Origin of the sequence: Acinetobacter sp. YH12152 (assembly GCF_013418285.1) — a bacterium.
Classification (GTDB): Bacteria; Pseudomonadota; Gammaproteobacteria; order Pseudomonadales; family Moraxellaceae; genus Acinetobacter; species Acinetobacter amyesii.
In genome coordinates this window covers 19244-38501 of record NZ_VPCH01000014.1, presented here as the reverse complement: position 1 = coordinate 38501, position 19258 = coordinate 19244, and the positions used below count along the sequence as shown (strand labels likewise).

Annotated in this window: 17 protein-coding genes and 1 pseudogene; 11 read left to right on the top strand and 7 right to left on the bottom strand. The window is 42.6% G+C overall.

What is annotated here, in order from left to right; translation table 11 throughout:
• Positions 1-155: 155 nt before the first annotated feature.
• Positions 156-995: an HlyC/CorC family transporter gene (locus FTU83_RS06310; protein WP_078189781.1), complete on the top strand. Its 840-nt coding sequence runs from the start codon at positions 156-158 to the stop codon at positions 993-995.
• Positions 992-2551: an apolipoprotein N-acyltransferase gene (gene lnt / locus FTU83_RS06305; protein WP_180105929.1), complete on the top strand. Its 1560-nt coding sequence runs from the start codon at positions 992-994 to the stop codon at positions 2549-2551. Before FTU83_RS06310 ends, lnt begins: the two co-directional genes overlap by 4 nt.
• An 85-nt stretch (positions 2552-2636) precedes the next feature.
• Here lnt and FTU83_RS06300 read toward each other — a convergent pair.
• The 4 genes and pseudogenes from FTU83_RS06300 to gspF all read right to left on the bottom strand — a co-directional run bounded on the left by FTU83_RS06300 (position 2637) and on the right by gspF (position 5495).
• Positions 2637-2975: pseudogene (locus FTU83_RS06300) on the bottom strand (tRNA-binding protein).
• Between the two features lie 221 nt (positions 2976-3196).
• Positions 3197-3532, bottom strand: coding sequence for a hypothetical protein (locus FTU83_RS06295; RefSeq protein WP_078189783.1), 336 nt, complete (start codon positions 3530-3532; stop codon positions 3197-3199).
• 283 nt (positions 3533-3815) lie between these two features.
• A complete protein-coding gene (gspG, locus tag FTU83_RS06290) occupies positions 3816-4253 on the bottom strand; it encodes a type II secretion system major pseudopilin GspG (RefSeq protein ID WP_078189784.1) in 438 nt (145 codons plus the stop codon).
• A gap of 36 nt (positions 4254-4289) precedes the next feature.
• Entirely contained in the window at positions 4290-5495 is a 1206-nt protein-coding gene (gene gspF / locus FTU83_RS06285) for a type II secretion system inner membrane protein GspF (RefSeq protein ID WP_078189785.1), read from the bottom strand.
• Between the two features lie 150 nt (positions 5496-5645).
• Here gspF and FTU83_RS06280 point away from each other — a divergent pair, with 150 nt between their 5' ends.
• From FTU83_RS06280 to FTU83_RS06240, 9 genes are all read left to right on the top strand, one after another.
• On the top strand, positions 5646-7868 hold the full coding sequence (locus FTU83_RS06280) for a primosomal protein N' (RefSeq protein ID WP_180105928.1): 2223 nt from the start codon (positions 5646-5648) through the stop codon (positions 7866-7868).
• A gap of 79 nt (positions 7869-7947) precedes the next feature.
• Complete coding sequence (locus FTU83_RS06275) at positions 7948-9789, top strand: monovalent cation:proton antiporter-2 (CPA2) family protein (protein ID WP_180105927.1); 1842 nt, start codon at positions 7948-7950, stop codon at positions 9787-9789.
• A 50-nt stretch (positions 9790-9839) separates the two neighbouring features.
• The gene (hslO, locus tag FTU83_RS06270; protein WP_078189788.1) at positions 9840-10715 is read left to right on the top strand and encodes an Hsp33 family molecular chaperone HslO; all 876 of its coding nucleotides are present in this window, start codon (positions 9840-9842) and stop codon (positions 10713-10715) included.
• Between the two features lie 245 nt (positions 10716-10960).
• On the top strand, positions 10961-11413 hold the full coding sequence (locus FTU83_RS06265) for a DUF2147 domain-containing protein (RefSeq protein WP_373685360.1): 453 nt from the start codon (positions 10961-10963) through the stop codon (positions 11411-11413).
• 284 nt (positions 11414-11697) lie between these two features.
• On the top strand, positions 11698-12162 hold the full coding sequence (locus tag FTU83_RS06260; protein WP_168377964.1) for a DUF2147 domain-containing protein: 465 nt from the start codon (positions 11698-11700) through the stop codon (positions 12160-12162).
• 188 nt (positions 12163-12350) lie between these two features.
• The gene (locus tag FTU83_RS06255) at positions 12351-12815 is read left to right on the top strand and encodes a DUF2147 domain-containing protein (protein WP_168377965.1); all 465 of its coding nucleotides are present in this window, start codon (positions 12351-12353) and stop codon (positions 12813-12815) included.
• 141 nt (positions 12816-12956) lie between these two features.
• A complete protein-coding gene (locus tag FTU83_RS06250) occupies positions 12957-13919 on the top strand; it encodes a DnaJ C-terminal domain-containing protein (RefSeq protein ID WP_180041045.1) in 963 nt (320 codons plus the stop codon).
• A gap of 10 nt (positions 13920-13929) precedes the next feature.
• A complete protein-coding gene (locus FTU83_RS06245) occupies positions 13930-14268 on the top strand; it encodes a chaperone modulator CbpM (protein WP_078189792.1) in 339 nt (112 codons plus the stop codon).
• Between the two features lie 69 nt (positions 14269-14337).
• Positions 14338-14601, top strand: a complete 264-nt coding sequence (locus FTU83_RS06240) for a YdcH family protein (protein WP_180002890.1) — start codon at positions 14338-14340, stop codon at positions 14599-14601.
• Between the two features lie 477 nt (positions 14602-15078).
• Here the strand turns inward: FTU83_RS06240 and FTU83_RS06235 are convergent, their stop codons facing one another.
• The 3 genes from FTU83_RS06235 to rpsO form a co-directional block, all read right to left on the bottom strand.
• Complete coding sequence (locus FTU83_RS06235; protein WP_180105926.1) at positions 15079-16347, bottom strand: magnesium transporter CorA family protein; 1269 nt, start codon at positions 16345-16347, stop codon at positions 15079-15081.
• Between the two features lie 138 nt (positions 16348-16485).
• On the bottom strand, positions 16486-18573 hold the full coding sequence (pnp, locus tag FTU83_RS06230; RefSeq protein WP_171262611.1) for a polyribonucleotide nucleotidyltransferase: 2088 nt from the start codon (positions 18571-18573) through the stop codon (positions 16486-16488).
• Between the two features lie 273 nt (positions 18574-18846).
• On the bottom strand, positions 18847-19116 hold the full coding sequence (rpsO, locus tag FTU83_RS06225; RefSeq protein ID WP_005007057.1) for a 30S ribosomal protein S15: 270 nt from the start codon (positions 19114-19116) through the stop codon (positions 18847-18849).
• Positions 19117-19258: the final 142 nt, after the last annotated feature.

The following is a 19258-nucleotide window of genomic DNA, read 5'->3' as shown; positions in this document are numbered from 1 at the left end:
AACGACCGAATGTTAGCTTGAAAAATGCAGATGATAACGTCTTAAAATGACTTGATCGCTCATCATCTAGATCAACATTAACAATAGACAACTGTATTTTCTACGGTATGATAAAATCATCATTTATTAGATATTAAGAGTCTTTAGGAAAGATCATGCAAGAGGAATCCGGCCCGTCGTGGGGCATGCGCGGCTTACGTAAATGGCTGGGCACTGCACCAGAAACCCGTGACGAACTGTTGAAATTGGTACAAGATTCACGTCGCTTCTTAGAACCCGATACAGTTGCCATGCTCGAAGGGGTACTCGACTTACCTGCAACTAAAATCCGCGAGGTCATGACCCCCCGTACTGCGATGATCAGCTTACAAGAAGATGATGAGTTATTAGATATTTTGCATGTACTTGTTGAATCTGCACACTCACGTTTCCCTGTCTTTTCTTCAGACCAGCCAGACAATGTCGTCGGTATTTTATTGGCCAAAGATTTGTTGCCATTTTTGACAGAACCGACCACCAAAGTCGATATTCGTGCATTAATGCGCCAACCCTTATTTGTACCTGAGAGCGCGCGTTCTGACCAAGTTTTACGTATGTTGAAAAATACCCAAACCCATATCGCTGTAGTGATTGATGAATATGGCACAACTTCAGGCTTAGTGACTTTAGAAGACATTCTTGAAGAAATTGTGGGTGAAATTGAAGATGAACACGACAAAGTTGATGAAGAAGCTCAATTTATCATTCCAGATGAAGACCCGTTAAGTGCAAATACATGGTTGGTTCAAGCACTTACACCAATTGAACACTTTAACAATCTTTTAGATGCTGATTTTTCAGATGATGAAGTAGAAACTGTGGGCGGCTTACTGCTACAAGAAATGGGCTTGGTCAGTGATTTACAAGGTCAAGTGATTGAACTTGAAAACTGGGAATTTACCATTTTGGAGGCAGATGCACGTACTATTCATCTGATCCGAGCTGTCCGTAAATGAGAACCTACTTTGATAAGCTGCTAAACCACTCACAACAAAAAAAACAGCTACCTTTCATCTATCCTTTGCTGATTGCATTATTTTCAGGTGCCATCTTCAGCTTGTCGCTGGCACCTTATCATTATTGGTGGTTGGCAATTTTATCTCCAGCCATTCTGTATGCCTGCCTAAGTCAACGTGCACCTAAACAATCGTTTTTCATTGGTCTAGCGTATGGCTTTGGCTTATGGTTTGTTGGGGCTTTTTGGCTGTATACCTCGATCCATGTCTATGGTGATACCAATTCAGCACTGAGTGTTTTGATGATTGCCATTATGGCGATTGTGATGGGGCTGTTTACCGCAGTTCAGAGTTGGCTCTACCGCCGCTTCTTTCCAGAAACACCACTGACCTTTGCGCCACTGTGGGTGTTTTTCGAGTGGAGTAAAACTTGGGTCTTTACCGGTTTTCCATGGCTGTTTGCAGGTTATGCCTTTACTGAACGATTCCTCGATGGCTATGCGCCATTATTCGGGATCTTTGGGGTATCTTTCGCGGTCATTGTATTGGCCTGCGCCTTGGTTGAAATCCTGCGTAAACGCATCTTTTGGATTGTTCCATCTGCCCTTGTTTTGCTCGGTGCATGGGGTGCAGCGCAACTGCAATTTGTTCAACCTAAAAATGAAAAACCGCTGAGTGTTTCTTTAATTCAAGGCAATATTCCACAAGATTTAAAATGGTTAACAGAATACCAAGCTCAAACCTTAATGAAATATGCGTCATTAAGTCGGACCGAATGGGGGCGTGATGTCATTGTTTGGCCAGAATCCTCCATTCCAATGTTCCAAACCGATATTGAGCCGTTTTTAGATGCGATGAAAGTCCAAGCCAATAAAACAGGCACGGCTTGGGTGACAGGTATTCCCTATTGGGACTTGACAGAATCACAGCAAAACCAACACCCTATGTATTACAACACCATCATGGCAACTGGTGATGAATCTTCAGGTCTATACAAGAAGCAACGTCTAGTCCCCTTTGGTGAATACATTCCGCTTTCAGGGATGTTAAGTTGGGTACTGCCAGCCTTACAAAATGACCCGTCGATGAGTGGTTTTTCACGTGGTGCAAACAACCAAAAACCTTTGAATGTTAAAGGTCATGATTTAGGTGCGGCGATTTGCTATGAAGTGGCTTATCCCAACTTAACGCGCCGTAATGCCAGTCAAAGTGACTATCTCGTGACCATTTCCAATGACGCGTGGTTTACTGGAACGGCGAGCCCGCATCAGCACCTACAAATGGTTCAAATGCGTGCCAAAGAAAATGGCCGTTGGTTTATCCGTGCAACCAATACAGGGATTACCGCCTTTATTGATCATAATGGTCACATTGTGAAACAGGCACCGATGGATAAAGATGCAGTACTGCGTGGTGATTTACCTGCTATGCAAGGCGAAACACTTTACACTCGCTTAAGTGATTGGCCTGTGTTGATTTTCTCATTCTTGTTATTGGTTCTCGGTTGGATTTATCGCCCGCGTAAAGTTGATATTTCTTTTAAATCACGCCGTTGATTCCGCTACAAAAGATCAAAAAAAACCGAGCTTTGGCTCGGTTTTTTATTGATAAACGTTCAACGTGCCAGCTCATCCTACTTTTTCAAAGTAACTTGGTGCCTAGGGGAATCTCTGCATCAGGCACACAAAGAGCAACATGCCCCTCTGCATTATGAAAACCTGTGACCAAACACTCTGACTGGATCGGACCAATTTGTTTTTTCGGAAAATTCACGACAGCAACGACCAATTTCCCCACTAGATTTTCCGGCTGATACAGCTGTGTAATTTGCGCACTGGATTATTTAATGCCCAATTCCTCTCCAAAATCCACATGGAGAATGTACGCGGGTTTACGTGCTTGCTCAAAGACTTCAGCCTGCACAATTTTCCCCACACGTAATTCAACTTTCAAAAAATCTTGCCAATCAATCTGTTGCATTTTTCCCTCTTTTCTTCTCTTTGTTGTGCTTCATCTGACTATCTATGCATTATAAAAATTTGATTCAGGCTGACGATATGTGAAGCAGACATTCGATGCGTCAAAACGGACAAAGTAACGTCATCTTAGAACAAGTTTCACATTAATGTAGGCTAACTGTTCATTAGCACGAGACATAAAAAAACTGGAGCAAGCCCCAGTTTGGAAGGTTAATTTTGGGGTTATAACTGAGTAACTAAATAGGAAAGCATGGCAGCTAAAGACACCATTGGAATATATCGATAAAGACGAACAACCATTTGTTCGATGGCAGATGCATGTTCTTGTTTTAAATTTGCCACAGTCGCTTTTAATGCAGACCAAAAACTTAAAGCCAGTAATGAACTCATTAAGCTCATGGCAAAGAAGCCCACCATAATTTGGCTACTGCCCTCAGTGCTTTGCCATAAATACACAATGCCTTGACTGATCGGCAGAATACTTAAAATCAAAAGAACAGATTTCAGCATAGACCAATGAAATTGGTTAATTTCATCCGTTAATAATAATGCTTTCATACTATCCTCCATGGCTAAAAAAGTACCATAAAAGATATTATGCTCGGTTTTATTTAAATGAAAAGCCTATATTTATTCATATTTTGCGATTATTGTAATCAATAAAATTGGGAATAATTCTTATTATAAATATCACATATTTAATATTATGAAATTTAAAGTAAATTCAATAACTTAATATTAATTTTATAATTAAGATTTATTATCACTTCACTCAATATTGAAACACCCTATTAAGTGAAGTGATTAATTCCATTAAAACTGAATATATAATTATTCTCAGTTAATGTTTATAGTAAATATCGGCATCATTTTCTTCACCGCCAGACTGACCATCTGCACCAAATGAATAAAGATCATAAGGACGGCCTTCAGAACCTGGGATCACATATTGAATATCATTGTCCCAACTGTCTTTTGGATAGCCGCCTTTGATATAGCCACCCGGCAACCAGTTTTTAGCAGACTCAGGTTTAGTGACCAAAGCATTTAATCCGCCGTCTTGCATTGAAGGGAATTTACCATTGTCCATTTTGTATTGATCTAATGAGCCAGCGACACTTTTTAAAGTAATCGCCGTAGTATCAACTTTGGCTTTTTCACCACGGCCCATCACGTTCGGTACAATCAGCGCTGCCAAAACACCTAAAATGACAATGACCACCATCACTTCAATTAAAGTAAAACCTTGTTGCTTCATATTTTTTGTCTTCACTTGCATGTTACAAATCTCTGTTCACATCATTGTTCGAATGTTTTAAATCATATTATTCATATTCACGATTGGCAGCATCACAGCAATCACAATCACCAGTACAATACTCGCCATAAATACCAACATCAGCGGTTCAAGTAACGCCAATAAAGTTGAAATTAAGGTCGTCACTTCTCGGTCTTGCATCGTCGACGCACGTTCTAGCATCCGGTCTAATTCGCCTGAACTTTCACCACTTTTGATCATTTGTACCATCATCGGTGGGAAATAACCACTTCGCTCAAGCTGTGTTGCCAAATTACCACCTTCTGTTACTTTCTCTGCCGCAAGGTTGACCGAATCTCGAATCACCCAATTATTACTGACCGCTGCGCCAATTTTTAAAGCATCGACCAAAGGCACGCCAGACTTGGTTAAAATCGACAAAGTACTGGCAAAACGAGCGGCATTAATGCCTTTAGAAAGTTTGGAAAATAACGGTAATTTCAAGGTCAATCGGTCAAAGGCATAATGTCCCGCCGCTGTTCTGAGGAATCGAACCAAGAGAAAAATCGAGACTACGCTACCGACCAATAAAAATGGCCAGGCCATTCGAATAAAATCACTGGCTTTCATTAAAGCGACCGTTATCCACGGCAAGGCATCTTTGCTTTGGTCAAAGGTTTTGACAATATCTGGGACCACATAGGTCATGAGTCCCATCACAATACCGAAAGACATTAACATCAGGATGATGGGATAAATCATCGCACCCTGCACTTTTTTTTGCATGGCGAAGCGGTTTTCGGTGTAATCGGCAAGTTGGTCGAGAATGAGATCGAGATGACCTGAACGCTCACCTGCTGCAATCGTGGCAATATACAGTTCAGGAAAGCGTCCCGCTTGTTGTAGTGCGTTGGCTAAAGAATGTCCTTCCAAAACTTTAGAACGCACCGACATCAACAGGTTTTGCACATGGGCTTTTTCGTTTTGTTTTCCCACAGCACGAATCGCTTCTTCTAATGGTATTGCAGCGGCAACCAAAACTGAAAGTTGGCGAGTCAATAAAGCCAAGTCATAGGCATTCAGCCCTTTTTGAAACCAGCGCTGCTGCGCGTGTTTGTCTTTTTGCTCTATCGGATCGACAGCAACTGGAATGAGTGACTGATCTCTGAGCTGTTGACGAATTTGACGCGCAGAATCACCCTCAAGTACACCCTTCTGCTGCTTCCCTGAAGCGTCTATGGCAGTAAACTGATATGCAGGCATTGTAATGCTCTAATTTTCCAAAATTTCTATCAGCGCAGTTGCGTCTGACCATCAAAATCATTCATATTCTTAGATATAAAATATGAGCTCACTCTAACACAACTCCTTTACGATCACGACGAAATTTAATCAGGAACTTATCCACGTTTTATGGCAAATTCAGCGAGCATTGCAACACCTATTTACCGCGTTCGAGTCGCCGTTCCGGTATATTTATACGACTGCTTCGATTACAGCTTAAACCAAGAGCAATACCAACAAGCTGAAGTAGGTGCACGCGTTGCTGTATCTTTTGGTCGGCAAAATTTGACCGGTATCATCGTGGAAAAAATTGCTCCCGATGCACCACTCGATTCAAGCTTTAAACTCAAGGCCATTACCGAACTTCTTGATGATCGTGCCATTTTAGATGAGAAAGTTTTAAATTTATTGACATGGTCTGCACAGTATTACCAATTTCCGATTGGTGAAGTGATGCAAAGTGCCCTTCCGACGCTGTTACGCCAAGGAAAGCCCTATAATTTATTGGCACGGACATGGAATCTGATTGACCATAATGCTGAAGCCAAAATTAAACGTTCAGAGCGTCAACAAGAGGCGTATAAAATACTAAAATTACATCCCACAGGCACAGGTGAAAATCTTTTAAATTTGTCAGGTGTGGAAACCGCGACACTCAAAGCATTAGAGAAAAAAGGCATCTGCCAATGTGTCTTGGCGGAACAGGACTTTAGCCCGATGCCCATGAGCATGGCGCAAATGCCACTCACTGCAAATCCTGAGCAAAAGAAAGCCATTGATCGGGTGTTAAAGGCGCGTAATCAATATCAGGCATTTTTACTTGATGGTCTCACCGGCAGTGGTAAAACCGAAGTCTATTTACAAATCATGCAAGAGATTCTAAAGCAAGGCAAACAAGTCTTGGTTTTAGTGCCTGAAATTGGACTTACCCCACAGACCATCAGCCGTTTCCAATCACGCTTTCATTGCAATATTGCTCTACTACATTCGGGTTTGAACGATTCAAAACGTATGCAAGCTTGGCAAGCAGCGCAAACGGGCAAGGCGTCTATTATCTTAGGCACGCGTTCTTCGATTTATACCCCACTGCCGAATCTAGGTTTAATTGTGATTGATGAAGAGCATGATCTGTCCTTTAAACAACAAGAAGGCTTTCGCTATCACGCTCGGGATGTCGCACTTTACCGTGGGCATCTGGAACAATGCCCTGTCATTTTAGGTTCTGCCACGCCTAGTATCGAGTGCTATGCACTGGCGAAACAAGGCAAAATGACCGTACTGGAATTGAACCAACGTGCGGGCACTGCGGTCATGCCGAAAATGCACATCCTTGATTTGAAAGTGGCACAGAAACAGCATGGAATCAGCCAACTTTTGATTGGTGAAATCCGTAAACGGCTTGAAAAAAAAGAGCAAGTATTGGTGTTTTTAAACCGCCGGGGTTATGCACCTGTACTGATTTGTGAAAGTTGTGCATGGCAAGCTAAATGCCCACATTGTGATGCCAATTTCACGGTACACCGCACACCCTATCAACACCTACATTGTCACCACTGCGGCACCATTCACCGTATGCCAGAGCATTGTCCACAGTGTAATCACCAAGAACTGAAATCCGTGGGTATGGGTACAGCGAAGGTTGAAGAAAGCCTAAATGAGCTATTTCCGCAGCATGACGTTATACGGGTCGATCGTGATTCCACCAGTCGGGTCGGCAGTTGGCAAAAAATCTATGACAAGATTCAAAAAAGCGAACCTGCCATTTTACTCGGTACACAAATGCTGGCCAAAGGACATCATTTCCCTTACGTCACCTTGGTGGCGATTTTAGATATCGATTCAGGTCTACTGAGTGTGGACTTCCGTGCCATCGAGCGTACTGCACAGCTCATTGTACAAGTCACTGGGCGTGCCGGCCGTGGTGAACGTAAAGGCGATGTGTTTTTACAAACCCTAAGACCCGACCATCCGCTTTTGAATATCTTGGTCAATGAGGACTATCGAAAATTTGCCAAAGAAACCATGAAAGAACGGGAAATGGCACAAATGCCACCGTTTCGCTATGCCGCATTGGTGCGCTGTGAGTCCAAAAACCAAGAACTCAATACTGAATTTTTACAGCAACATGCCCAATTGCTGCGTCAGGACTCTGCTGGAATTATTGACATTTGGGGGCCGATTCCTGCCCCGATGGAGCGCAAAGCGGGACGTTATCAATCCCACATGGTTTTACTGTCTACAGATCGTGCGCGCTTACATTATTATCTGCGTTATTGGTGGCAAAACATCTTGCATAACAAGCCATCAAATATGAAATTGAGCCTCGATATAGACCCACAGGAACTCAGTTAAACGCGTACAATTCAGTCTGAAAATATCAGTCATACTGAATTGCAACTTTCGACCAAAAACACAACTCTAGGACGAGTAAATGTCACTACTGTTACAGATCACAATTTTCCTTGGCGCATCCTTATTGCTTGTCCCTTTGCTCAAGCGCTTTGGTATTGCAACGGTATTGGGATATCTGTTCACTGGTATTTTGCTCGGCCCCGATGTCTTTAACATTGCCGGTGATCCCCAAGCGATCCAAGATCTCGCTGAGTTTGGCGTGATCTTACTGATGTTCCTGATCGGCCTCGAACTCCGTCCACAGCGTCTATGGAGTATGCGTAGTTCTATTTTCGGCATGGGGAGTTTACAAGTCGGTCTGACCGGTCTTGTTTTAGCGCTAGGCAGTTTTTTTGCCTTACAACAAGGCATTGCAGCCAGTATCGTTATCGGTTTCGCTCTGGCACTCTCCTCTACTGCCTTTGTCTTGCAGATGCTGAGTGAAAAACAGCAATTAAACACCACCTATGGGCAACAATCCTTTTCGATTTTGCTGTTTCAAGATATGGCCGCAATTCCCCTGATTGCAGTCATCCCCCTGCTCGCAGGAACAGAATCATCACATCACGGAATCGCCTATTTCGCTGCAATCATTGCAACTTTTTCAGGCTTATTTTTATTTAGTCGATACTTAATGCGGCCTTTTTTCCGTTTCGTCGCGAAAAGTGGCGCGCATGAACTGATCACTGCTGTTGGCTTATTTATTGTGCTGGGTGTCGTGGTGTTGATGGATGTACTGGGCATCAGTACCACACTCGGAGCATTTCTGACGGGCGTGCTATTGGCAGACTCGGAATTCCGCCATGAACTCGAAGCAAGTATTGCTCCATTTAAAGGGCTTTTACTTGGTCTGTTCTTTATGACCGTGGGCATGACCACGGAACTGTCATTATTCGTTGAAATGCCATGGTTCATTATCGGTGGTGCGTTGGCACTGATGCTCATCAAAATGGCTTCACTTACCGCGATTGCGCGTTATCTTAAAAATTCATGGCGCAACAGTATTTTACTGGCGACCTGTTTGGCTCAAGGCGGTGAATTTGCCTTTGTAGTCTTTAGTGTGGCGAAAAGTGAAAATGTCGTACAGCAAGCCATTTTGGAGCCATTAACCCTCATCGTCACTTTGTCGATGGTGTTGACCCCTATGTTGTACTGGTTAATACAATCACAAATTTTGCCGCGTTTTAATCCAAAAACCATCCCCGAATATGACGACATTCCGGATGAACATAATCCTGTGATTATTGCGGGCTTTGGACGTTTTGGACAAATCATTGCTCGTGTGGCGCATTTACAGCATTTGTCTTTTACCGCTATTGATAGCAACTTAGACAAAGTCGATTTCGTACGTAATTATGGTGGTCATCTATATTATGGCGATGCCACACAACCAGATATTTTACGCGCTGCGGGCATTGAACATGCCAAAGTGTTCGTCCTTGCCATAGATGATATTGAAGACTCGATGAACGTGGCGCGTCATATTCGCCTGAATTACCCTCAGTTAAAATTATTGGTCCGTGCGCGTGACCGTCATCAGGTGCATCTGCTGCGTGATTTGGGGATTGAGCATATTTGGCGTGAAACCTATTTATCGTCTTTAGGAATGGCCTATCACATGCTGTGCGACTTAGGCATCAGCGATGAAGATGCCTATAAAAGTATCGAATTGTTCCGTGATTATGATGAAAAACTACTGACTCAACAGCAGCAAATCTATACCGATGAACAAAAAATTTATGAAACGCATCGTAACGCTTTAGCTGAACTGGAACATTTGTTTGAAAGCGATGCGCAAGCCCTTGAAAAACCTACAGGTGTTGATTTACAACGCAGTCTACAACGTCATCGTATTGATGTCACAAGAGATGATAATGAATGACTTGTGTTTTACAATATCGTCACCATTAAAGCAGGGTTATGGAGAATTTTATGTCAGATTTACGCCAACGCTTTTTTATTGAAGATAGCCCTGTTCGTGGAGAAGTGGTTCATCTTGAAGAAGCCCTACAAACGATTCTTGCACAGCGTGACTATGCACCTGCTGTACAAATTCTCTTGGGTGAAATGCTCAGCGCGACTGCCTTGTTGGCCAGCACCTTAAAAATTAAAGGTCGTATTAGCTTACAAATTCAGGCTGCAGGCACTTTTAAATGGGCAATGGCGGAATGTAATCATCTCGGTGAAGTTCGCGCACTTGCAGATTATGAAGAAGACCCGCACTTTCAAACCGCTGAAGACAGCAGCACGGTACTCAAAGCCTTGGTAAACCCAGTACTTTTCATTAATATCGAGCCTGAATTTGGTGAGCGTTATCAAGGGATTGTACCTTTAGACAAACCGACTTTAGCGGGTTGCTTGATGCAATATTATGATCTATCTGCACAGATCCCGACACGCATCGTCTTAGCAAGCAGCAACAGCCGTTCAGGTGGTTTACTGATCCAGTTATTGCCGCGTAACAGCGAAGAAGAACAACGCCGAGTTGATGAAGATCTATGGCCACGTTTAACCATGCTGACCGAGACATTAAAAGCAGAAGAGTTAACGTCTTTATCTGCAAACGAAATTTTATATCGTTTATATAACGAAGAAGAAGTTCGTCTACCTGAAACTGAAGCCTTAAAATTTGGCTGCACATGTTCAAAAGAACGCTGTGCGACAGCACTTGAACAAATTGGTGTTGCTGCAGTTCGTGAAACTCTAGAGTTTCAAAACCCAATTGAAATGGACTGCCAATTCTGTAATACAAAATATACTTTTACGGCAGAAGAAGCTCTATCCCTTTTTGGTCAACACCTCAGCTAAATCATTGCATGATTAAAAGCCTAAATCTAAGCATCCCTCGGGGTGCTTTTTTATTGTCCTCGCAAAATTTAGACCTACTACTTTCTTCCGCTTAGTCGAATGGTTGCGAACTTTAGAACCTCAATATGATCAGCTGTATTTGCGATCAATTTTTTTTAGAGTAGAATCGCGCCAGAAATAAAGTCAAAAAAACCAACAAAGCTTTATTTTTTAATAGAAAAATAATGTAAAAAACTGGATAAAATATGAAACTCAAAACACTCGCTATTGCTTTAGCCATGTTCTGCTTTGGCCCAATGACAGCACATGCAGCAGACCTCGTCGGGACATGGAAAACCATAGATGATAAAACAGGCTATGCTCGTGCTGAAGTCAAAATCACTAAATTAAAAGACGGCAGCTATAGCGGTAAAATCACCAAAGTGCATGCCATCCCCAACCGCCCTGTCACCACGATTTGTGAAAAATGCGAAGGTAAACTCAAAAATGCACCCTTAATTGGTTTACCGATATTCTCTGGCTTTAAACATAATGCAAAAGAGAATGCGTACACCGATGGCAAGGTGATCGACCCACTTTCAGGCAATACTTATCAAGGTAAAGGGCAATTGAATGCGCGCGGCAATGTCCTGACACTTCGAGGTTATGTTGGAACCACGCTTCTCGGCCGGACGGTATCTTGGATCCGCGTCAACTAAAGTCGCCATTTGGCTTTCATTGGCATGATGAACTCAACTCCAGACGAGTTCATCATGCCGATAATAATCTACTTTGAGATGAATTCCGACTATTTTACTAGTGCGTAGACGTTCAGCATAAACCTCATTTAGCGCCAACTCGTTCATGTTTTGGCTCAAAATATAAATACCAATTCTTAAAAAATCACTAGAATATTCATATTATTTCAGGCTACATTAAACCCATAATATTTTTATGCCTTTAAGTTTTAGGCATCCGCTTTTTGTGTAATGTGGGTAATTATATGGCTGTTAAATTCCTCCCTTCTATCCTGTTCGGCATGTTCTCCATCTGCAGTTTATCCTCTGCTTTTGCAGCGATTGACCCCTTAGTGGGGACATGGAAAACCATTGATGATCGAACAGGATATTCCCTTGCCGATGTGGTGATTCGTAAAGATAAGCATGACCTGTATTCGGCCACCATTATCCAAAGCCGAAGCGTACCCGGAACAGCAAATGTTTCGACATGCACGCAATGCACCGGTGCTCAGAAAAATAAACCCATGGTCGGTTTAACCACTTTAAGCGGCTTAAGCGCTGATCCAGAAAAGCCCAATGAATTTGTGGGTGGAGTGATGCTCGATCCCAAATCAGGCAAGCACTACAATGCACGCGCTCGTTTGATGAATAATGGCAAGCATTTGATCATCAATGGTCGTACTGAAGGCTCTGCAATTGGACGCAATGTCACTTGGGTCAAAAACTAAGCACGAGGCCTTTAAATCATTAAAGGCCTTTTTTAACTTAAAAATTAGAGTAAAAACTCCATATTAAAGCAGTGTTTTAAAAAAATCTGCCAAATACATCACAAACCATCACATTGATTTTGTAGGGCTTTATATATAAATTAGGCAACTTACTCTAAAAACACAATTCTGAATTTTCAGGGGATGAAATGAAAAAAATATATCAACAATTATTTGCCGGAATAGTACTTAGCACTTTGTCAGGATTGTCAATCGCTGCGGAAACCGATCCGCTAGTGGGTAAGTGGAAAACTGTCGATGACCGCACCGGATATTCACGTGCAGACGTTGAAATTCGCAAAAAAGCCGATGGAAGCTATGAAGGCATCATTGTCACCACACGCAATGTCCCTGGCACTGAAAAAATGGGCGTCTGCTCGAACTGCCCAGGTGAATTGAAAAATAAACCTTTTATCGGCTTGCCATTTATTTGGGACTTTAAACAAGATCCAAAAAATCCACGTGAATTCCAAAACGGTAAAGTTCTGGACCCGATTGGTGGAAAAATCTATAAAGGCAAAGCAAGACTTAGTGCTTCAGGAAAACATTTAACTATACGTGGGTATGTTGGTGTATCTGTGATTGGTCGTAGTGTCACTTGGATAAAATATTAATTTTAAATGTGTTTTTAAAAGCCTCCTCGTGAGGCTTTTTTATTGTCATGTTTTGAAACAATATGCTGCAGTTTGCCCCTATGACAGTTTGATGAACCCTTCTATATTGATTAAAACATGATTAATATTTATACAGAGAGTATGCCAGACAATCACTATCAAACTTTAGGGATCGCCCGAGATGCTTCGGCAGATCAAATTAAAAAAGCCTATCGAAAATTGGCGCGTAAATATCACCCTGACGTCAGCAAAGAAGCTGATGCCGAAACGCGTATGCAAGCGATTAATGTTGCATACGACACTTTAAGTGATGCCGAAAAGAAAAAACAATACGATTTTGAACTCGATCATCCTCAAGGATTTGCTGGGTTTAATGCTGGCAACCAAGGTGGTTTTGACCAATCTCAGTTTTATCGCCAATCGACGAGTGATGGTCAGCATGCGGACTTTAGTGGATTTGAAGACTTGTTTGGTCGTTTTGGGCAAGGCTTTGGTGGCGGTGACTATCAGTATCAACGTGCAAACCGCCAAACCAAGAGCTTCCGTGGTGAAGACCAACACGCCAGTTTAGAAGTGGATTTAGAAATCGCATTTCATGGTGCAACGCAGAATATCACCTTGCAGATTCCGAGCTTAAATGCCCATGGTGAGCCTGAAGTTCAACGTAAAACCCTACAAGTCAAAATTCCTGCAGGCATGAAATCAGGTCAACAAATTCGACTCTCGGGCCAAGGGCAAGCTGGCTATAACGGTGGAGCTGCTGGTAATTTATACATTGAAATTTTGTATAAACAAACCGAGCAAACCCGTGTAGAAGGTGCTGATATTTTCCAACAACTGAATATCAGTCCTTGGGAAGCAGCATTGGGTCAAAAAATTGCATTTACCAGTCCTGATGGCAAAACATTAGAGCTACAGATTCCTAAAAATGCGCGTACTGGACAGCAGCTACGATTAAAGGACAAAGGGATACCAAACAAAACACCCGGACAGCTTTACCTGGTTTTAAATATAGTGATACCAGCTGCACAAACAGAACAAGAGCAACAAGCTTATGCGGCTTTTGCTCAAGCTTTTCCGTCATTTAATCCACGACAGTCTTAAGGAGAGCACCATGACAACAATTCATTATCGTGAAATTGTCTGTGACGGATGTAAACAGACTGAAATCGTAGACGAAAAAAGTAGTTTTGATCTACAACACTTTGCCTCTGCCTGTGGGCAAAGTCCAGAATGGGTTCTGCAACTACTCGAATACGATATTCTGCCTAGCCGTTCAGAAGACAGGATTCATCAATTTTTTGGCGATGATATATCTCGCGCACGGCGTGCCTATCGGCTTCAACGAGATTTCGATGCCAGTTTTACTGCGGTCGCCATGATGCTCGACCTGATTGATGAAGTCCAACAACTACGTCGCCAAGTGAAACACCAACAGCTTCATTCGCACTAAATGTATTCGTGAACGCTCTGTCCTGCAGGGCGTTTTTCTTTTTTCTTGTAGAGGAAATGATCGACAACCATGAAAACACGAGATTGCAATAAAAAAGTCAAAAACATGTTTCCTGAGTACCGTGATTTGGTCACTCAGTTACGTGATGAAAATCCGCATTTTGCGCGGATCTTTGAAGAACATGATGAGTTGGATCGCGAAATCATTCAATTGGAATTAGATCCTGTTAATCACTACAACACGGATATTGAGACCATTAAGCGTAAGAAATTAAAGCTAAAAGATGAAATTTATCGCTTACTGAAAAGTAATGAAAATGATGATATATCTTGAGATATCGACTCGTATAGGGGAATTTTCATGATGCATGTCGTTCGCAGTACAACCCACGAGGCTAAGCAATTGAATTGCTAAGACCATAAGGATCGGTCAAATCGCGTTGTACTGCAGATTCTTTAAAAAACAAAATGTAAAACAATTACATCATGACAAAGGATTCATCATGCACATGCATCATGTCCTATTGGGTGGCATTACTCAGTTTCAGTAGTCTATTACATGCCAGTGATAAACGAGTATTTGAAAAACCATGGATGACCAAACAGGATATTCACGCGGTGATGTGACCATCGTCAAAAATGCCGATGGGACGTATAGTGGAACACTTACTGCAATACGCCCAATGCCGTACAAGCCCTTGGTCGAAGTGTGCTTAAAACGCAAAGGCAAACTCAAATATGCACCCTTGGTGAGTCTCGAAGTTATCAAAGGATTTAAAGCAGACCCATCCATCAGAGAAGCTAACGCGAACTATTTGAGTTTCGTCAGCTTCTCAATTTCTTTCATGGTTTTAACCGTACCTTTGACTGTGCCCTTCACCGTTTGTTTAATTGGTTCATAATCCATAAACCAAAACAAATTCATGTGTTGATCGTCATGTTGCTGTGCCAGCATATCAATCACACTTTTTTCGCCACGCCCCACCAAATGCCGTCGATAAAAATAATACAGCAGTAAAATCGTGGTAATCAACATGATACCAAGCATGATCCAAAAACCGGTTGGCGATTTGAGTCCGGGAATAAACTCAAAGTTCATACCGTATATACCAGTTAATAAGGTTAATGGTGCGAAAATCGCCGTAATAATCGCTAAAATACGCATATTTTCATTGGTTTGGTTGGCAACGGCTGAAAAATGCAGATCAATGGCGGCCTGCACGGCACTGCGTAATCGTGTGGTGTGTTTTTGAATGCGTTCGATATGGCTAGTTAAATCATCTACGCGAACCAGCATGATATCCTGCTTTTCACTGCGCTTTTTGCCTTTCAAATGCGGGTAATTATCCACAACTTCATCACGCAGTTCTTGCAAGGCTTCAATTTGCTCTTCACACAAGTTTTCCACTTGCTGAAAGGCCATATTTTCCTGCAACAGTTGATGCCACTTGGTAAACCGTCGATGCCCTTGTAATAACTCTTGCTGCCAAAACTCGACACGGCGCGTCAAAGGAACACGTAAATCCAAGTATCCATCCACCATATTATTCAGTAAGCGCAATGCCAAATCTAAGGGCGTCATGGCTAATTTTCGTGGTTTATTTTGTTCATCAATCGGACGAGAAATTAAGGTTTCAATCCGCTGGATATAACTTTCAATGGCTTTGTTGCCCTTTTCACGAACCGTAATCAGCACTTGGGGCGTGAGCAAAAAACTGATCGGGGTAGTCGCCAAACCAAAGACCCGCTCATGCTTTTCAAGCGCGTCGGCGCCTGCAACAATTTGGTCATCGGGGGTGACCATTTTTCTAAAAATTAATAAATCGTAATCATCGAGTGTGTCAAAGGCACACGGATGCTCTAGATTTAAAATATCCCACAGATGATATTCATTGACCCGTAGATCACACGCCTGAATAATCTCACGCTGCCATTGCTCAGGGCGGTTGACGACATCTTCACGGGTACAATCAATCCAAATAAACTCAGGCTCAAGTTCAGGATGATGCTCACATTGCACTTGGTCTTGCACATAGATATGCGCGGCTGTTGGATGCTGAAAAAAATAATAGGTTTGCATATCTCATTTATTATTGTGTTTACTTTTTGCATGATGCCATAAAAAAAGCCTTGAGCAAGTCAAAGTTCATACTCTGACTGCACTCAAGGCTTTTTAGAATCCATTCACAGAGCCGAAACCCTGTGAATCAGCAAACTATTAAGCTTGTTCGATGTCTTTCATGGTTAATTTGATACGACCGCGGTTGTCGACATCAGCAACTTGTACTTTGATCTCTTGACCTTCAGATAATACGTCTGAAACGTTCGCAATGCGTTCGTTAGAAATTTGAGAGATGTGAAGTAAGCCATCAGTACCTGGAAGGATGTTTACAAACGCACCAAATTCAACGATACGAATCACTTTACCAGTGTAGATTGTACCTGGTTCGATTTCAGCAGTAAGCGCTTGGATTTTCGCAACAGCAGCAGAAGCAGCCGCTTTAGTTTCACCAAATACGCGAACTGTACCGTTATCTTCGATATCGATTGCTGCTTTAGTTTCTTCAGTGATCGCACGAATCGTTGCGCCACCTTTACCAATCACATCACGGATCTTATCAGGGTTGATGTTGATCACTTGGAATGTAGGCGCGTGCATAGAGATTTCAGGACGAGCGCGTGAAATTACTTGGTTCATTGCATTTAAGATGTGCATACGACCTGCATACGCTTGGTTCAATGCAACTTCCATGATCTCTTCAGTAATACCTTCGATCTTGATGTCCATTTGAAGTGCAGTAATACCGTTTGCAGAACCTGCTACTTTAAAGTCCATGTCGCCAAGGTGGTCTTCGTCACCCAAGATGTCAGAAAGAACTGCGAAACGCTCGCCTTCTTTGACTAGACCCATTGCGATACCCGCAACTGGCGCTTTAAGTGGAACACCTGCGTCCATAAGTGATAGAGAAGCACCACATACAGAAGCCATTGAAGATGAACCGTTAGATTCAGTGATGTCCGATACGATACGGATCACGTACGGGAAGCGGTCAGCTGCTGGAAGTACAGCTTGTACACCACGACGCGCTAAACGACCGTGACCGATTTCACGACGTTTAGGACCAGATTCACGACCAGTTTCACCTACAGAGTATGCAGGGAAGTTGTAGTGCAACATGAAGTTGTCAGTTTTCGTACCCGCTAATGTATCTACCATTAACGCATCACGTGTATTACCCAAAGTTGTTGTTACCAACGCCTGAGTTTCACCACGTGTGAATAATGCAGAACCGTGAGCACGGTCTAACACGCCAACTTGTACGTCAAGCGCACGAACTGTTTTAGTATCACGGCCATCAATACGTGGTTTACCTGACAAGATGTTGTCACGTACTGTACGGTATTTCAGGTCTTCGAATAATTCAGCTAAGTCGTCAGCGATACCGTCAACGTCTTCTTCTGGAACAAATTGAGCAACAGCTTCAGCTTGAAGCGCATCAAGTGCTGCATAACGATCGTGTTTAACAGCGATTGTGTATGCTTCAGAGATTTTCGCTTCAAACGCTTCTTTTAATTTTGCACGAAGGTCTTCGTTTTTCGCAGGTGCAGTCCAAGTAGACTCTGTTGCACCAGCAGCCGCAGCAAATTCTTTAATCGCTTGGATCGCGATTTGCATTTCGTCATGACCGAACAATACAGCGCCAAGCATTTGGTCTTCAGAAAGTTCTTTCGCTTCTGATTCAACCATCAATACTGCAGATTCTGTACCTGCAACCACAAGGTCAAGGTCAGATTCTTTAAGCTGTTCGTGGTTCGGGTTAAGGATGTATTCACCGTTGATTAAACCAACGCGCGCACCACCGATTGGACCACGGAAAGGCGTACCCGCAATTGCAAGTGCAGCAGATGTACCTAACATTGCAGCAATGTCAGCATCCATCGTTTTGTCAGAAGAAATCACAGTCGCAGTCACTTGGATTTCGTTGTAGTAACCTTCTGGGAACAACGGACGGATTGGACGGTCGATTAAGCGTGAAATAAGAGTTTCAGCTTCAGACGCGCGGCCTTCACGTTTACCGTAACCGCCCGGGATACGACCTGCAGCATATTGTTTTTCTTGGTAGTTAACAGTCAATGGGAAGAAGTCTTGACCTGCTTTAGCTGTTGGTTGAGCAACAACGGCAACAAGAACTTGTACACCACCCATAGTGATGATTACAGTGTTCGCTTGACGCGCAACACGACCTGTTTCTAGGACAACTTGATGCTGACCGTATTGGAATTCTTTACGAATAATATTAAACATCGACATGTTTTATTTTTTCCTGATTTTATTCTAGTGGAGACCCCTAAGGTTTGGCATTCACTCAACGCCCCAAACGCTGCAACATAAATGACAAAGCTTAGAAGCCGACCTCACTAGATATTAAAAACATTAATTAAAAATACTAATTTGAGACACAAAGAAGGAGCGAATCAACGCCCCTTCCCCATTATCCAACCAAGGTTGGATAGACTTTAGTTTTCAGTAATACAGCACTAAGCATGCAATAGTCCGAAAATAAAAGTTTAAATCGAATTAACGACGTAAACCTAAAGCAGCAATCAATGCGCTGTAACGAGTAGCGTCTTTACCTTTAAGGTAGTCAAGAAGCTTACGACGTTGGTTAACCATACGGATAAGACCGCGACGGCTATGGTGGTCGTGTTTGTGCTCTTTGAAGTGACCTTGTAAATCATTGATTTGAGCAGTTAAAAGAGCTACTTGAACTTCTGGTGAACCAGTGTCGTTTTCAGCGCGAGCGAATTTTGCAACGATCTCTGCGCGATCTGCGTTTGTTAAAGCCATTCGATTTCTCCGAGATGCTTATAAAGTTAACTTTTGATACGAATCAACTGATAAATCAGCTGACTGCCGTGCATCACTACAGCAAGTGCATTATATTAAGGGAAAATCGTCCCAATTGCAAAAAGAGATGGCCGACTTCGTC

Bases quoted from the DNA above. Each gene is read 5' to 3' on its own strand.
- FTU83_RS06295 (WP_078189783.1), bottom strand. From the start codon at position 3,532: ATGAAAGCATTATTATTAACGGATGAAATTAACCAATTTCATTGGTCT.
- FTU83_RS06245 (WP_078189792.1), top strand. From the start codon at position 13,930: ATGACAACAATTCATTATCGTGAAATTGTCTGTGACGGATGTAAACAG.
- FTU83_RS06255 (WP_168377965.1), top strand. From the start codon at position 12,351: ATGAAAAAAATATATCAACAATTATTTGCCGGAATAGTACTTAGCACT.
- rpsO (WP_005007057.1), bottom strand. From the start codon at position 19,116: ATGGCTTTAACAAACGCAGATCGCGCAGAGATCGTTGCAAAATTCGCT.
- FTU83_RS06280 (WP_180105928.1), top strand. From the start codon at position 5,646: ATGGCAAATTCAGCGAGCATTGCAACACCTATTTACCGCGTTCGAGTC.
- FTU83_RS06250 (WP_180041045.1), top strand. From the start codon at position 12,957: ATGCCAGACAATCACTATCAAACTTTAGGGATCGCCCGAGATGCTTCG.
- hslO (WP_078189788.1), top strand. From the start codon at position 9,840: ATGTCAGATTTACGCCAACGCTTTTTTATTGAAGATAGCCCTGTTCGT.
- FTU83_RS06310 (WP_078189781.1), top strand. From the start codon at position 156: ATGCAAGAGGAATCCGGCCCGTCGTGGGGCATGCGCGGCTTACGTAAA.
- FTU83_RS06240 (WP_180002890.1), top strand. From the start codon at position 14,338: ATGAAAACACGAGATTGCAATAAAAAAGTCAAAAACATGTTTCCTGAG.
- FTU83_RS06265 (WP_373685360.1), top strand. From the start codon at position 10,961: ATGAAACTCAAAACACTCGCTATTGCTTTAGCCATGTTCTGCTTTGGC.
- pnp (WP_171262611.1), bottom strand. From the start codon at position 18,573: ATGTTTAATATTATTCGTAAAGAATTCCAATACGGTCAGCATCAAGTT.
- FTU83_RS06275 (WP_180105927.1), top strand. From the start codon at position 7,948: ATGTCACTACTGTTACAGATCACAATTTTCCTTGGCGCATCCTTATTG.
- lnt (WP_180105929.1), top strand. From the start codon at position 992: ATGAGAACCTACTTTGATAAGCTGCTAAACCACTCACAACAAAAAAAA.
- FTU83_RS06235 (WP_180105926.1), bottom strand. From the start codon at position 16,347: ATGCAAACCTATTATTTTTTTCAGCATCCAACAGCCGCGCATATCTAT.
- gspF (WP_078189785.1), bottom strand. From the start codon at position 5,495: ATGCCTGCATATCAGTTTACTGCCATAGACGCTTCAGGGAAGCAGCAG.
- FTU83_RS06260 (WP_168377964.1), top strand. From the start codon at position 11,698: ATGGCTGTTAAATTCCTCCCTTCTATCCTGTTCGGCATGTTCTCCATC.
- gspG (WP_078189784.1), bottom strand. From the start codon at position 4,253: ATGCAAGTGAAGACAAAAAATATGAAGCAACAAGGTTTTACTTTAATT.